Raw genomic sequence first — 14,719 nt, forward strand, 5'->3', positions numbered from 1 at the left:
AACCCGTTACTTAACGGCGTCTTTCAGGGCCTTACCTGCTTTGAAGCCAGGCACTTTAGAGGCCTTAATCTGAATCTCGGCGCCTGTCTGCGGGTTACGGCCAGTGCGGGCAGCTCGCTCTTTCACGGAGAATGTGCCAAAACCAATCAACGTTACCTGGTCGTCCTTTTTCAGGGCACTGGTGATGGAGGTGGTCATGGCATCCAGAGCACGGCCAGCGGCGGCTTTGGAAATATCAGCGGACTCTGCAATTGCATCAATAAGTTCGGACTTGTTCACACTAAACCCCTTCGATTTCAGGTTGAAGATGTCATAGGTCGGTGGATCTCAAACGCAGAGACTATTGCACATACGTTTACAGAATTCCATTCGGCAATTATTTTTATTCCTTGCGGCAACAATCCGTTAGTCGGAGCGGTAAACCGTTAGTCGGAATAGCTTTATAAAACGCGGGAGCCCTTGATACAGGCTGCTTCACGGCGAAACAGTTATACCAATGGGCTCTTCCGTGTGTCAACAATTCATGTCGGGTTTAGTGCGTATTTGGGCGTTCCTTCGCTTCTGCGTCGTCATCACAACCGGCCTTGGCGGCTGTTTTTTCGGCAATATCACCCGCCATTACCTCCGGCGCATACACCAACGCAATGTCCAGCACTTCGTCAATCCATTTAACCGGACGGATCTCCAGAGACTCTTTGATGTTTTCAGGTATCTCCTTGATATCCCTGACATTTTCATCAGGAATTATAACCGTTTTGATGCCTCCCCGGTGCGCTGCCAGCAGCTTTTCCTTCAACCCGCCAATGGGCAGAACCCGGCCCCGCAGGGTTATTTCACCGGTCATGGCAACATCGCTACGCACCGGGTTACGGGTTAACGCCGACACCAGTGCTGTACACATACCTATACCGGCGCTGGGGCCGTCTTTTGGCGTCGCGCCCTCGGGCACATGCACGTGCAAATCGTGTTTTTCGTGGAAATCGTCGGCAATACCCAGCGCCTTAGCGCGACTGCGGACGACGGTTAATGCCGTCTGGATCGACTCTTGCATAACGTCGCCCAGGGAGCCGGTTTTCACCACCCGACCTTTACCCGGCGTAAGCGCACACTCAATGGTCAACAATTCGCCGCCCACCTGAGTCCAGGCCAGACCGGTCACCTGGCCAATTTCGTTACTGTCTTCTGCCAGGCCGTATTTGAATTTCTGTACGCCAGAATAGTCTTCCAGCATCGCCGGCGTTATCGCCACCTGGCTCTTATCGCCGCTTGAGACGTGCTCACGCACCACCTTACGGCAGATCTTGGCAATCTCGCGCTCCAGGCCACGTACGCCAGCTTCGCGGGTGTAGTAACGCACCAGGTCGCGCAGGGTTTCTTCTGGCAGATCCAGTTCTTTGTCGCGCAGGCCGTTGGCTTTTATCTGCTTGGGCAGCAGGTAACGCAGAGCAATATTCACTTTTTCATCTTCGGTGTAACCCGGAATGCGGATAATTTCCATCCGGTCCAGCAGCGCCGACGGAATATTCATCGAGTTCGAGGTGCACACGAACATCACATCCGACAGATCGTAATCCACTTCCAGATAGTGATCGTTGAAGGTGTGATTCTGTTCCGGGTCCAGCACTTCCAGTAACGCCGAGCCGGGGTCTCCACGTTGGTCCATGCCCATCTTGTCGATTTCATCGAACAGGAACAGCGGATTTTTCACCCCGACTTTGGCCAGTTTCTGCAGCAGCTTGCCAGGCAAAGCGCCGATGTACGTTTTGCGGTGGCCGCGAATTTCGGCTTCGTCACGTACGCCACCCAGGGCCATACGGGTGTACTTGCGATTGGTGGCACGGGCAATGGACTGCCCCAAAGAGGTTTTACCCACGCCAGGAGGCCCTACCAGGCACAACACCGGCCCTTTGATCTTCTTCACCCGGGTTTGTACCGCCAGGTATTCCAGAATGCGGGTTTTTACCTCGTCCAGGCCGTAATGATCTTCGTCGAGTATTTCACGGGCCCTGTCGATATCGTGGCGCACGCGGCTGCGCTTTTTCCAGGGCACCGCCAGCATCCAGTCGATGTAGCCACGAACCACTGTGGCTTCCGCCGACATGGGCGACATCATTTTCAGTTTGTTCAACTCGCTTTCAGTTTTTTTGCGGGCTTCTTCCGGCAGGCCGGCGTCTTCCAGCTTCTGTTCCAACTCCTCGAAGTCGTTATTACCGTCGCCCATCTGGCCCATTTCTTTCTGGATGGCCTTCATCTGTTCGTTCAGGTAATACTCGCGCTGGCTGCGTTCCATCTGCTTTTTGACCCGGCCACGAATGCGCTTTTCCACTTCAATCAGGTCAATTTCGCCGTCCAGCTTGCCCAGCAGCAGTTCAATGCGTTCACGGGTATCCAGCGCTTCAAGCAGCTCCTGCTTTTGCGGAATCTGCAGGTCCAGGTGGGCCGCAATGGTGTCCACCAGGCGTTCTACGCCGGTAATCCCGTTGAGCGCACCAGAAACCTCGGCCGGCACCTTTTTGGACAGCTTTACAAACTTCTCGAACTCTTCCATCAAGGTCTTGCTGAGCACTTCTTCTTCGCGCTCCGGCAAGGGCTCTTCGCGCAGAATCCGGGCGTGTGCTATCAGGTAGTCGCCATCTTCGATCTGTTCCAGGGCGGTACGTTCGTTGCCCTCCACCAGCACTTTCACTGTGCCGTCTGGCAGCCGCAGCATCTGCAATATGGTGGCCAGAGTGCCAATGTTGAAAACGTCGCTTACGCCGGGGTCGTCTGTGGCGGCATCACGCTGGGCAACCAGCAGGATTTCCTTGCCGCGCTCCATCGCGGCTTCCAGCGCCTGAATAGACTTCTCTCGGCCCACAAACAGAGGCACAACCATGTGCGGGAACACCACCACGTCGCGTAACGGGAGCAGTGGGTAAACTTTCACGGTTTCTTCGGGTGTCCGGGTCATAGGGAATCCTCTGACGGGGTATAATTAAAAGTATCAATAAAGAGTTTTAATAAACGTAACATTAATCATTGGGGCATCTGCGACATAAAAAAAGGGGCTAATAAGCCCCTTTTTCAGTCATTACACGGATTTAGCGCATCAATCGTCCGGCGCAACTTTGGCCAGATCGTTGTTTGCGTAAATCTTGAACGGTTCAGAATCACCGCTGATCACGCTTTCATCAACCACCACCTTGCACACATCCTGTTCAGACGGAATCTGATACATGGTGTCCAACAGTGTTGCTTCCATAATAGAGCGTAAACCACGGGCGCCGGTGTTGCGTTCTTTCGCTTTACGGGCAACAGCGCGCAGGGCTTCCTCACGGAAATCCAGTTCCACACCTTCCATTTCGAACAGCTTTTGGTACTGCTTGGTCAAAGCGTTCTTGGGTTCGGTCAGAATCTGGATCAGGGCGTCTTCGTCCAGCTCGGTCAGGGTCGCCACAACCGGCAAACGGCCGACAAACTCCGGAATCAAGCCAAACTTCACCAGATCTTCGGTTTGAACATCTTTGATGATCTCGCCTGCGGATTTGATGTTGTCCTGGCTCGCCACTTCTGCTGAAAAGCCAATGGATGAACGCGCAGAACGCTGCTGTATAACCTTCTCCAAACCAGCAAAAGCGCCGCCACAAATAAACAGTATGTTACTTGTGTTCACCTGCAGGAATTCCTGCTGCGGATGCTTGCGCCCGCCTTGGGGTGGTACCGAAGCCACGGTGCCTTCAATCAGCTTCAAAAGCGCCTGCTGTACACCTTCACCAGACACATCCCGGGTAATGGAGGGATTGTCAGATTTGCGGGAAATTTTGTCGATTTCGTCGATGTAGACAATGCCCCGCTGGGCTTTCTCGACATCATAATCGCATTTCTGCAGCAACTTCTGAATGATGTTCTCGACGTCTTCCCCCACATAACCGGCTTCGGTCAGGGTGGTCGCGTCGGCAATGGTAAAGGGTACATTCAGCACTCGCGCCAGGGTTTCAGCCAGCAAGGTCTTGCCGCTGCCCGTGGGGCCAATCAGCAGGATGTTGCTTTTGCCCAGCTCGACTTCAGCCTTACCCTCACCATAGCGCAAGCGCTTGTAGTGATTATATACCGCAACTGCGAGCACCACTTTAGCTCGGTCCTGACCGATCACGTACTCGTTCAGTGTTTCACGGATCTCGGCCGGTGTCGGCAGACGATCGCTGGCCTCTTCCTGAGCATTTTCCTGAATTTCTTCACGGATAATGTCGTTGCAAAGGTCAACGCATTCGTCACAGACGAACACCGAAGGCCCTGCTATGAGCTTCCGGACTTCGTGCTGGCTCTTTCCACAAAACGAGCAGTACAGCAACTTGCTGCTATCGTCACCTCTGCCGTTTCTTTCGTCTGCCATTGAAATACCTCTGATCTCTGTTTGCCGGCGCCGGTTAAAAACGGAACGCCACGCCGGCCACGGATGGAGCGTGTTACCCAAGTATTATTTATTCGGTACGCGCTTATCAAGTACTGAATCGATCAGGCCATAGGCCTTGGCCTGGGTCGGATCCATAAAGTTGTCGCGATCGGTGTCGCGCGAAATGGTTTCCAGATCCTGGCCGGTATGGTGCGCCAGAATGGAATTCAGGGTGTGGCGAATCTTGAGAATCTCACGGGTGTGAATCTCGATATCCGTTGCCTGGCCCTGATAGCCACCCAACGGCTGGTGAATCATCACCCGCGAGTTGGGCAGGCAGGCGCGCTTGCCCGCGGCGCCGCCCGCCAACAGGAATGCGCCCATGCTGGCCGCCTGGCCCACGCACAGAGTCGCAACATCGGGTTTGATAAACTGCATGGTGTCGTAAATCGACATGCCAGCGCTGACCGAACCGCCCGGGCTATTAATATAAAGATGGATGTCTTTGTCCGGATTTTCTGATTCCAGAAACAGCAACTGTGCCACCACCAGATTGGCCATGTGATCTTCCACCGGGCCTACCATAAATATAACCCGCTCTTTCAGCAGACGGGAGTAAATGTCAAACGAGCGCTCGCCGCGCGCCGTTTGCTCAATAACCATCGGCACCAGGGCGGCACTGGGTGACATTGCGGAACCATCAATTGGTTTTTGCATCATGATGCGCCTGAACTCCTTATGAACAATGGGCATGGGCTGTCCTAGAAAAAACAGCCGGACATGCCGGCTGCTTACACTGATTGCTTGCGCCGGCTGCTAACGTTCGCCGTCGGCCAATCATCAACTCTGGGCTTGACCCGCCTGAATGGCCTCTTCGTACTTCATGGCCTTTTCAGTTATTTGGGCCTGACCGAGCACATATTCAACCACTGCGTCTTCCAGAACGGTAGATTCTATCTGGGACTTCTGTTCCGGACTGCTATTGAAGTGTGCAATCACTTCCTCAGGTTGTTCATACGTAGACGCAATTTCCTGGATCTTTTCTTCCACTTTTTCCGCGTCGGCGGTCAATTCATTCTTCTTGACCACTTCCTGGAATAACAGCCCGGTCTTCACGCGACGCTTGGCCTGCTCTTCAAAGATTTCCTTGGGCAACTGCTGAAAGTCCATCTGGCCGCCGAAGCGCTTAACCGCGTCCTGGCGCAGACGGTCAATTTCCTGATCAATCAGGGACGTTGGTACGTCCAGCTCTGTGCTGTTCAGCAGCGCGTCAACAACGTCATTTTTAACCTTGTTGGAAATCGCTTGTTTGAGCTCTCGCTCCATGTTCTTTTTCACTTCTACGCGGAACGCAGCTTCGTCTTCAGCTTCAATGCCGAACTTCTTGAAGAACTCGGCATCCAACTCTGGCAGCAATGGCTCTTCCACTTCGTGAATCGTGACCTGGAATTTGACTGGCTTACCTTTCAACTCTTCGTTGTGGTAATCCTCGGGGAAAGTGACGTCAATTTCCAACTCATCACCGGCCTTACTGCCCACGATGGCTTTCTCGAAGCCTGGAATCATCTGGCCAGAGCCCAAAGTCAGGCGGTGATTTTCAGCCGCGCCGCCTTCAAATTCTTCACCGTCGATGGTGCCTTTGAAATCAATAACGGCGATGTCTTTGTTCTTGGACTTGCGCTTGACCGACTTCATGGTGGCCTGCTGGGTGCGCAGGTTGTCAATCATGGTGTCAATGTCGGCGTCGGTTACATCAGCCTGGGGCTTTTCGATGGTAACCGCAGACAAGTCGCCCAGCACGATTTCCGGCAGCACTTCAAAGATGGCCACAAACTCAAGGTCTTTGCCTTCTTCCATGGTCTTGGGTTCGAAGCGCGGCCAGCCAGCGGGATTAAGATCCTGCTCCTGCAACGCCTTAACGTAATTGTCGCGCATGATTTCGCCAACAATTTCCTGACGTACGCTGTCACCGAAACGACGCTTTACCACGCTCATAGGCACTTTGCCCGGGCGGAAACCATTCAGGCGTACGGTGCGCGCAGTTTCCTGCAGGCGCTTCTGAACCGCCTGGTCAATTTCCTGGGCGGGCACACCAATCGTCATGTGACGTTCGATGTTGGAAGTCGTTTCAACAGACACTTGCATGTAAGATCCTCAGAATCAGGTTCGGTATGTGAATGAATTTAAACCTAAAAGCCCTTAAGCCATGCATTGCGGCAGAAGGGCTGAAAATTAAAAGCCAGTAGTTTATCACGGTTTACCGTGTGTATAGAATCATCTGTTTGCGACAGATAACAAAAGTCGGATTAGCCAGCCACACCCAGGTCCGCGATCATCTTTTGCGCCTGAGCTTTAAGCTGCTCGGCTTCAACCCGCACGAAGACCGAATCGCCACGACAGGTCAGCACATCGCCGGCCCACACTTCGCAGATGACCCGCGACTTGCGACCCACTTCACCCTCTACCCAAGCCTTGAGCGTCAGCTCGACACCCATCGGCGTAGGCTTCTGGTAACTGACACCCAGCTGCCCGGTAACACATTCAATGGGCTCGCCTTCACCTGGGGTGCGACCGTCCTGATTATAGTGGTATGCAATAACAGTACGATTTGAGTGGCAGTCAATCAGCATAGCAATTAGGCCACCATACACCAGTCCGGGCCACCCGATATAGCGATCATCCGGCGCAAAGCGACATATAACCGCATCACCCTCAGCGCTCCACTCACTTTTGATTTGCAAACCGGATGGATTGGCGGGACCGCAGCCAAAACACATGCCGTTGGGGTTACACATATCTTGCAGTGAAAGGCTTGAATTGGTCATCACAGAATTCCTATAGTCATTGCACCATAAGCTGGCGATATGCCAGGCTACTTGAAGAACAGTTACTATACGAAAAAACCCAGTCTTTTATACCCGATACGTTGGTCTCTATAACTTTTTTCTAAAACCACAAAAAAACCCCGCAGACGCAAACCTGCAGGGTTTTAAAATAGTGGTGCGGGTGGAGGGACTTGAACCCCCACATCTCTCGATACCAGAACCTAAATCTGGCGTGTCTACCAATTCCACCACACCCGCATAATTTTTTCGCGTCTGCCCAAATTCGGCTGCCGCTGATCTAACATTTCTACTAAGACAAAAAAACCGGAAACCCGCTAATGCAAGGTCCGGATCTGGTTCGAAGCAGTAAAATGGGGTGGACGAAGGGGATCGAACCCTCGACCGCAGGAGTCACAATCCTGAGCTCTACCAACTGAGCTACGCCCACCATATACACACGCCGAAGCATGAAACACCGTCAAAACCGCTTAGAAAACTTTGCCGCCCCTGACCGAGGCTAAATGGTGCGCCCGGCAGGACTCGAACCTGCGACCACCGGCTTAGAAGGCCGGTGCTCTATCCAGCTGAGCTACAGGCGCATTAACCGCTTGCCCACCTGAACAGTCAGAAAAGTGGTCGGGGTAGAGAGATTCGAACTCCCGACATCCTGCTCCCAAAGCAGGCGCGCTACCAGGCTGCGCTATACCCCGTCTGAACTGCACAACACGTGTGTCAGCAAAGTTGGCGCAGATATTAGCGGCGGCGGCGGCCTTCGTCAACCATCATTTGGAAAGTTTGTTAAAAAAACGCTCCACGGTTGCGCTCAAGCCTTTAGAATCCGGGCGCTAATTGGCCTGAACCCGGAAGCATGCGACAATACGCAGTTCTTTTAATCGACCAATTCACGCCCAACCCATAAAGACGAACCATGAGCGCCGAACTGATAAATGGAAAACAGATTGCCACCAAGGTTCGCCATCAGGTGGCCGAAGGTGTACAGGCCCGCCTCGACCAAGGCCTACGGGCGCCTGGCCTGGCGGTGGTTCTGGTGGGCAGCGATGCGGCCTCCCAGGTATACGTAGGCAACAAGCGCAAAGCCTGCGAAGCTGCAGGCATTGTGTCGCTGTCTTACGATTTAGCGGCAGACACATCACAACAAGCTCTGGAAAACCTGATCGACGAGCTGAACGACAACCCATTGGTAGACGGCATATTGGTGCAGTTGCCTTTGCCGGCCCAGCTGGACGCCGATCCCATTTTATTGAAGATTCGACCGGATAAAGACGTTGATGGCTTTCATCCGTTCAACGTCGGCCGCCTGAGCCAGCGCAAACCTACCATACGCCCCTGCACACCGGCCGGCATCATTACCCTGCTCGACAGCATAGGTACCCCCTACAAAGGCCAGCACGCGGTCATTGTAGGCGCCTCTAACATCGTCGGCCGCCCCATGAGCATGGAGCTGCTATTGAAAGGCGCAACCATTACCGTGTGCCACCGTTTTACAGCGGATCTGGAGCGTTTTGTGCGTGACGCCGATATATTAATAGCCGCGGTGGGCAAACCCGGGCTGATCAAAGGCGAATGGGTAAAACGGGGTGCGACAGTGATTGATGTTGGCATCAACCGGATGGCAGACGGCACTCTGCAGGGCGACGTGGATTTCGCCGCTGCTTCGGAGCGCGCCGCCTACATTACTCCGGTACCAGGTGGTGTCGGCCCTATGACCATTGCTACTTTGCTGCAGAACACTTTGCATGCGGCGAACATTCTGGACCCTACTCCCAAAAGGGGACAGACCTAAGGTCTGTCCCCGGAGTACCCGAAATCCGGACTTGCGCAAAAACGGGGACAGACCTTAGGTCTGTCCCCGGAGTACCCGAAATCCGGACTTGCGCAAAAACGGGGACAGACCTTAGGTCTGTCCCCTGTGGAAAAAAAAGGGACAGGCTTCAGCAAAAAGGGGACAGACTTGAAGTCTGTCCCCTTTTTGCAATCCCCTCTCGCAACACGGCAGCGAATTACTGGCCGTATTTCGCTTTTGCCTTCAAACGGTATGCATGCAGCAACGGTTCTGTGTAGCCATTCGGCTGCTCGGCGCCTTTCAGCACCAGGTCCAACGCTGCCTGAAACGCAATACTGTCGGCAAAGTTTTCGGCCATTGGGCGATAGGTTGCGTCACCGGCGTTCTGTTTGTCCACGATCAGTGCCATGCGCTTCATGGTCTCTTCAATCTGGTGCTTGTTGCAGATACCGTGATACAGCCAGTTCGCCAGCAACTGCGACGAAATCCGCAGGGTAGCGCGGTCTTCCATCAGGCCCACGTTATTGATGTCGGGCACTTTAGAGCAACCTACGCCGCTGTCGATCCAGCGCACCACATAGCCCAAAATACTTTGCGCGTTGTTGTCCAATTCCTCCTGGATTTCCGCCGCGGTCAGATCTTTCGAATTCAGATTGATGGGCACCGTGAGAATATCATCCACACTTGCACGCTCGCGACTTTCCAGCTTCTGCTGGATATCGGCCACATTCACCTGATGATAATGCGTGGCGTGCAGAGTGGCGGCGGTGGGTGATGGCACCCAGGCGGTATTGGCACCGGCTTTTGGATGGCCAATTTTCTGTTCCAGCATATCGGCCATCAAATCCGGCATGGCCCACATGCCCTTGCCAATTTGCGCCACACCGCGGAATCCGGTCTCCAGGCCGATGTCTACGTTCCACTGCTCGTAAGCGGTGATCCACGTGGCCTGCTTCATTTTTCCTTTGCGGATAAACGGGGCAAGCTTCATGGAGGTATGAATCTCGTCACCGGTGCGGTCCAAAAAGCCGGTGTTAATAAACGCCACGCGATCTTTCGCGGCGTGAATGCAGGCCTTCAAGTTCACCGTGGTGCGGCGTTCTTCATCCATAATGCCCACTTTCAGGGTAAAGCGCGGCAAGCCCAAAACGTCTTCCACCCGGCCAAAAAACTCGTTGGTAAACGCGACTTCTTCCGGGCCGTGCATCTTCGGCTTAACAATATACATCGAGCCTTGGGTGCTGTTCTGAAACCGGCTGTTGCCTTTCAGGTCGTGCATGGCCATCAGCGATGTCATCACACCATCCAGCAGGCCTTCCGGTACTTCGCTGCCATCTGCCAGCAGAATCGCCGGGTTGGTCATCAGGTGGCCCACGTTACGGATGAACATCACGCTGCGGCCTTTCAGTTGCAGTTCGCTACCATCGGCGGCGGTGTAAACGCGATCTGCGTTCATCTTGCGGGTTAATTGCTTACCACCTTTTTCAAAGGTTTCTTCCAGACTGCCATTCATAAGGCCCAGCCAGTTGCGGTAGGCCAGAACTTTGTCGTCAGCGTCTACTGCGGCTACCGAATCTTCACAATCCATAATGGTGGTCAGCGCCGATTCCATCAACACGTCTTTAACGTGGGCACTATCGGTTTTGCCGATGGGATGGGTAGCGTCAATCTGGATTTCAAAGTGCATGCCGTTTTTAACCAGCAGAATGCCTGTCGGGGCGTCTGCCGAACCGGTGTAACCGACAAAACCGGTTTCATCTTTCAAACCGATGCTGTCGCCGTTTTGCAGGTCCACCACCAGCTTGCCACCGGCAACGTGATAGAGCGCTGCGTCTTTGTGACTGCCAGGGGCCAAAGGCGCTGAACTGTCCAGAAGGTCACGGGCAAATTCGATAACGCGTTCACCGCGCTTTGGGTTGTAACCGGCGGTTTTTTCGGCGCCACCTGTTTCAGGAATCGCGTCGGTGCCGTAAAGCGCATCGTACAAACTGCCCCACCGGCTGTTAACCGCGTTCAGGGCAAAGCGGGCGTTCATGATCGGCACAACAAGCTGCGGCCCAGCCATGGTAGCTACTTCAGGATCTACGTTAGCCGTGGAAATGGTAAAATCAGCGGGCTCGTCAACCAGATAGCCGATTTCCTTGAGGAAATCTTTATAGACGTGCATATCCGGAGTCTGGTGCTGGTGGTTATGGTTCCAGGCGTCCAGTTTATCCTGCAGGGAATCGCGTTTGGCTAGCAGCTCACGATTGCGGGGCGCAAGATCGTTGACGATTTTGGCGAAGTCTGCCCAGAATTTGTCTGCATCCAGACCCGTTCCAAGGATCGCTTCATTATTAATAAAGTCGTATAAATTCCCGGCAACCTGAAGACCGTCAAGCTGTACGCGTGATGTCATCGTATTTCCCTCAGTAAGTTAAGAAATTCCTGAACGCAACATTCTACGTGATATCGCGTATCGGATCATACCCCAAATGAATCCTTCGCTTGGGGTGTTTTCTTAATAAACCGAGGCTTATACGGCGTTTTAGGCGGCTTAACCCCGCCGCCAGCTGGTACCCTCGCGGGAGTCGTCCAGAATAACCCCCTGCTCTAGTAGCTCGTCACGAATGCGATCTGCGCCGGCAAAGTCGCGGGCCTTGCGGGCATCCGCGCGGGCCTGAATCATCGTTTCGATTTGCTCGGCATTCAACTCACCGCCCTGCCCGCTGCCACTGCTGCCCTGAAAAAACAGCTCCGGGTCTTGCTGCAACAAACCCAGCACCGAACCCAGGCGCACCAGTACCGTAGCGCTGGCCGCAGCGGCTTGTTCGTCGCCGTCACGGCGCTGCTGATTTATCTCGCCCGCGATGGCGTGCAGAATCGCCATTGCACCCGCGCAGTTAAAATCGTCATCCATGCGCTCGGCGAACTGCGTGTCGTGTGCAGTCTGCTCCACTGCATCGCTGGCCAGCGGGGTGACACCGCGTAGCGCATTGTAAAGCTTGGTCAGGCTACGACCGGATTCAATCAGATTGTCTTCGGAATAGTCCACCTGGCTGCGGTAATGGCTGGACACTAAAAAGTAGCGCACCACTTCGGCCGGATAGGTTTCCATAATCTCGCGGATGGTGAAAAAATTACCCAATGACTTGGACATTTTTTCTTTGTTCACCCGAATGGCGCCGGCGTGCATCCAGGTATTCACAAACCTGTGACCGGTGGCGCATTCTGACTGGGCAATTTCGTTTTCGTGATGGGGGAACAACAGGTCTGGCCCACCACCGTGAATATCAAAGGTGTCACCCAGGCAGTGATTGGCCATGGCCGAGCACTCAATGTGCCAACCCGGGCGGCCATTGCCCCAGGGCGACGGCCAGAATACTTCACCCGGCTTCGCCGCTTTCCACAGGGCGAAATCCGCCGGGCTGCGTTTAGCTTGCTCTACATCCACCCGGGCGCCCGCCAGCAGGTCTTCCAGCTTTTTCTTGCTGAGCTTGCCGTAATCCGCAAACGAGGATACCGAAAAATACACATCGCCGTTGCCCGCCGCGTAGGCGTGGTCGCCGGCAATCAGCGTTTCGATCATTGCAATCATGTCGCTGATAAACGCCGTAGCTCGGGGTTCAGCGTTGGGCGACAGCACACCCAGACGGGCTTCGTCTTCGTGCATGGCGGCAATCATGCGCTCGGTCAGGTCGGTGTACACCTCGCCGTTTTCATCAGCGCGGCGCAGAATCTTGTCGTCAATGTCGGTGATGTTACGCACGTAGTTCACATCAAAACCACTGTGACGCAAATATCGAGTGATCACATCAAACGCTACCAACACCCGAGCGTGGCCCAGATGACAGTAGTCGTACACGGTCATGCCGCACACGTAGATGCCAACTTTGCCCGGTTCTATGGGCTTGAACTCTTCTTTTTTCTGGCTGAGGGTGTTGTAGATTCTGATCAAGATTTACCCCAGGAATCGCGCAGGGTGACGGTGCGATTGAACACCGGCTTGCCGGCGTTGTCCGTCAGCTTCTGGTCGAAGAAAAAGTAACCTTCGCGCTCAAACTGGTACGGCAGATCGCTCGCCGGCGACGCCAGATTGCGTTCGGCGCGGGCGCCTTTCAAAACCACCAAAGACTGCGGGTTCAGGTGCTCCAGCATATCGCCTTCTTTATCGCTGTCTGGCGTTTCCGCGTTGAACAAGCGGTCGTACACATTGATGTCGCACTCCACGCTGTCCGTTGCAGATACCCAGTGAAGCACGCCGTTGGGTTTGTAGCCTTCAGGGTTCACGCCCAGAGTGTTTTCGTCGTATTCGCACTTCAGCTCGACAATTTCGCCATTGTCATCCCGCACGATTTCGCGACAAGTCATCACATAGCCACCGCGCAGGCGTACCGCCTGATCCGGTGCCAGTCGCTTCCACTTGCGTGGCGCTTCCAGAGCAAAATCTTCGCGATCAATAAACAGGGTTTGGCTCCAGGTCACTTCGCGACTGCCCATGTCCGGATTTTGCGGATGCACCGGCAACACCAGGGTTTCGGTTTTGTCAGCCGGGTAGTTGGTCAGCGTGACCTTCAATGGGCGCATCACGCACATGGCGCGGGGCGAACGGATGTTCAAATCTTCGCGAATGGCGAACTCCAGCATGCCCATGTCTACGGTGCCGCCCGCTTTGTTCACACCGATCATGTCGCAGAAGGTGCGCAAAGACTCAGGCGTGTAACCGCGGCGGCGCAACCCTGAAATGGTGGGCATGCGCGGGTCGTCCCAACCGTCAACGATGTGCTCGTCCACTAAACGTTTGAGTTTGCGTTTGCTGGTAATGGTGTAGTTCAGGTTCAGCCGCGCAAATTCAATCTGGCGCGGCTGACAAGGTACGCTGATGTTGTCCAGCACCCAGTCATACAGAGGGCGGTGGTCTTCAAATTCCAGCGTACACAGGGAATGGGTAATACCTTCCAGCGCGTCTGAAATCGGATGGGTATAGTCGTACATCGGGTAGATGCACCATTTATTGCCGGTCTGGTGGTGTTCGGCGTAGCGGATGCGGTACAGAATCGGGTCACGCATATTGATGTTGGGCGACGCCATATCAATCTTCGCCCGCAGCACCATTTCGCCGTTTTGAAAATCACCGTCGCGCATCTGGCGGAACAGTTTCAGGTTCTCTTCCACCGCCCGCTCGCGATAAGGGCTGTTGCGCCCAGGCTCTTTAAGGCTGCCGCGGTAGTCCGCCATTTCGTCGGCGCTTAAGGCGCACACGTAAGCATTGCCGCGCTCAATCAGCTCTTCCGCAAAGTTGTACAGGGCATCAAAATAGTCCGAGGCAAAATGCACCTTTCCTTGCCACTGATAACCAAGCCACTCCACATCCGCTTTTATGGCGTTGATGTATTCCTGGCTTTCTTTTTCCGGGTTGGTATCGTCAAAACGCAGATGGCATTCACCGCCAAAAGTGTTGGCAATACCAAAATTCAGGCAAATGGCTTTGGCGTGACCAACGTGCAGGTAACCGTTGGGCTCCGGCGGAAAACGGGTCACTACCGTGCCTGTGTGCGCGCCTTTGGCGACGGCGTCTTCAATCAGGCTCTGAATAAAGTTATGGGCTTTCTTGGGCTCGGCGCTCATACAATCTCTGCAAAAAGGAGGTGGATCTGAGCGGTCATTATACGCATAAAAGCACTGCAGACTCATGCACCGCGCCAAACTCTTGCGTACAATGGCGAACAACATGCGCAT

10 protein-coding genes and 4 tRNA genes are annotated in these 14,719 nt (G+C 54.2%); 1 reads left to right on the forward strand and 13 read right to left on the reverse strand.

Going from position 1 to position 14,719, the window contains the following annotated elements; all coding sequences use genetic code 11:
- Nucleotides 1-6 precede the first annotated feature (6 nt).
- The 10 genes from ATG98_RS00065 to ATG98_RS00110 form a co-directional block, all read right to left on the reverse strand.
- On the reverse strand, nucleotides 7-279 hold the full coding sequence (locus ATG98_RS00065; protein ID WP_007352523.1) for an HU family DNA-binding protein: 273 nt from the start codon (nucleotides 277-279) through the stop codon (nucleotides 7-9).
- Nucleotides 280-532: 253 nt separating this feature from the next.
- Nucleotides 533-2,950, reverse strand: a complete 2,418-nt coding sequence (gene lon, locus ATG98_RS00070; protein ID WP_098418935.1) for an endopeptidase La — start codon at nucleotides 2,948-2,950, stop codon at nucleotides 533-535.
- 138 nt (nucleotides 2,951-3,088) lie between these two features.
- Entirely contained in the window at nucleotides 3,089-4,372 is a 1,284-nt protein-coding gene (clpX, locus tag ATG98_RS00075; RefSeq protein ID WP_098418936.1) for an ATP-dependent Clp protease ATP-binding subunit ClpX, read from the reverse strand.
- Between the two features lie 84 nt (nucleotides 4,373-4,456).
- Nucleotides 4,457-5,092: an ATP-dependent Clp endopeptidase proteolytic subunit ClpP gene (gene clpP, locus ATG98_RS00080; RefSeq protein WP_018403670.1), complete on the reverse strand. Its 636-nt coding sequence runs from the start codon at nucleotides 5,090-5,092 to the stop codon at nucleotides 4,457-4,459.
- Between the two features lie 120 nt (nucleotides 5,093-5,212).
- Nucleotides 5,213-6,517 (reverse strand): trigger factor, encoded by a 1,305-nt coding sequence (gene tig / locus ATG98_RS00085; RefSeq protein WP_098418937.1) that lies wholly within the window; start codon nucleotides 6,515-6,517, stop codon nucleotides 5,213-5,215.
- A 161-nt stretch (nucleotides 6,518-6,678) separates the two neighbouring features.
- Nucleotides 6,679-7,197 carry a PaaI family thioesterase gene (locus ATG98_RS00090; RefSeq protein WP_098418938.1) on the reverse strand — a complete coding sequence of 173 codons (519 nt, stop codon included), beginning with the start codon at nucleotides 7,195-7,197 and terminating at the stop codon, nucleotides 6,679-6,681.
- A gap of 173 nt (nucleotides 7,198-7,370) precedes the next feature.
- A tRNA-Leu gene (locus tag ATG98_RS00095) sits at nucleotides 7,371-7,455 on the reverse strand.
- 114 nt (nucleotides 7,456-7,569) lie between these two features.
- Nucleotides 7,570-7,645: transfer RNA gene (locus tag ATG98_RS00100), tRNA-His, on the reverse strand.
- A gap of 74 nt (nucleotides 7,646-7,719) precedes the next feature.
- A tRNA-Arg gene (locus tag ATG98_RS00105) sits at nucleotides 7,720-7,796 on the reverse strand.
- Between the two features lie 34 nt (nucleotides 7,797-7,830).
- Nucleotides 7,831-7,907, reverse strand: a tRNA-Pro gene (locus ATG98_RS00110).
- 218 nt (nucleotides 7,908-8,125) lie between these two features.
- Here ATG98_RS00110 and folD point away from each other — a divergent pair.
- Nucleotides 8,126-9,001, forward strand: a complete 876-nt coding sequence (gene folD, locus ATG98_RS00115) for a bifunctional methylenetetrahydrofolate dehydrogenase/methenyltetrahydrofolate cyclohydrolase FolD (protein ID WP_098418939.1) — start codon at nucleotides 8,126-8,128, stop codon at nucleotides 8,999-9,001.
- A gap of 217 nt (nucleotides 9,002-9,218) precedes the next feature.
- Here folD and ATG98_RS00120 read toward each other — a convergent pair whose 3' ends face one another.
- From ATG98_RS00120 to ATG98_RS00130, 3 genes are all read right to left on the reverse strand, one after another.
- Complete coding sequence (locus tag ATG98_RS00120; RefSeq protein ID WP_098421863.1) at nucleotides 9,219-11,399, reverse strand: malate synthase G; 2,181 nt, start codon at nucleotides 11,397-11,399, stop codon at nucleotides 9,219-9,221.
- Between the two features lie 138 nt (nucleotides 11,400-11,537).
- Entirely contained in the window at nucleotides 11,538-12,941 is a 1,404-nt protein-coding gene (gene cysS, locus ATG98_RS00125; RefSeq protein WP_218925908.1) for a cysteine--tRNA ligase, read from the reverse strand.
- A complete protein-coding gene (locus ATG98_RS00130; RefSeq protein ID WP_098418942.1) occupies nucleotides 12,935-14,608 on the reverse strand; it encodes a glutamine--tRNA ligase/YqeY domain fusion protein in 1,674 nt (557 codons plus the stop codon). The genes cysS and ATG98_RS00130 overlap by 7 nt, the downstream gene beginning before the upstream one ends.
- Nucleotides 14,609-14,719: the final 111 nt, after the last annotated feature.

Origin of the sequence: Marinobacter sp. LV10R520-4, assembly GCF_002563815.1 — a bacterium.
Taxonomy (GTDB): Bacteria; Pseudomonadota; Gammaproteobacteria; order Pseudomonadales; family Oleiphilaceae; genus Marinobacter.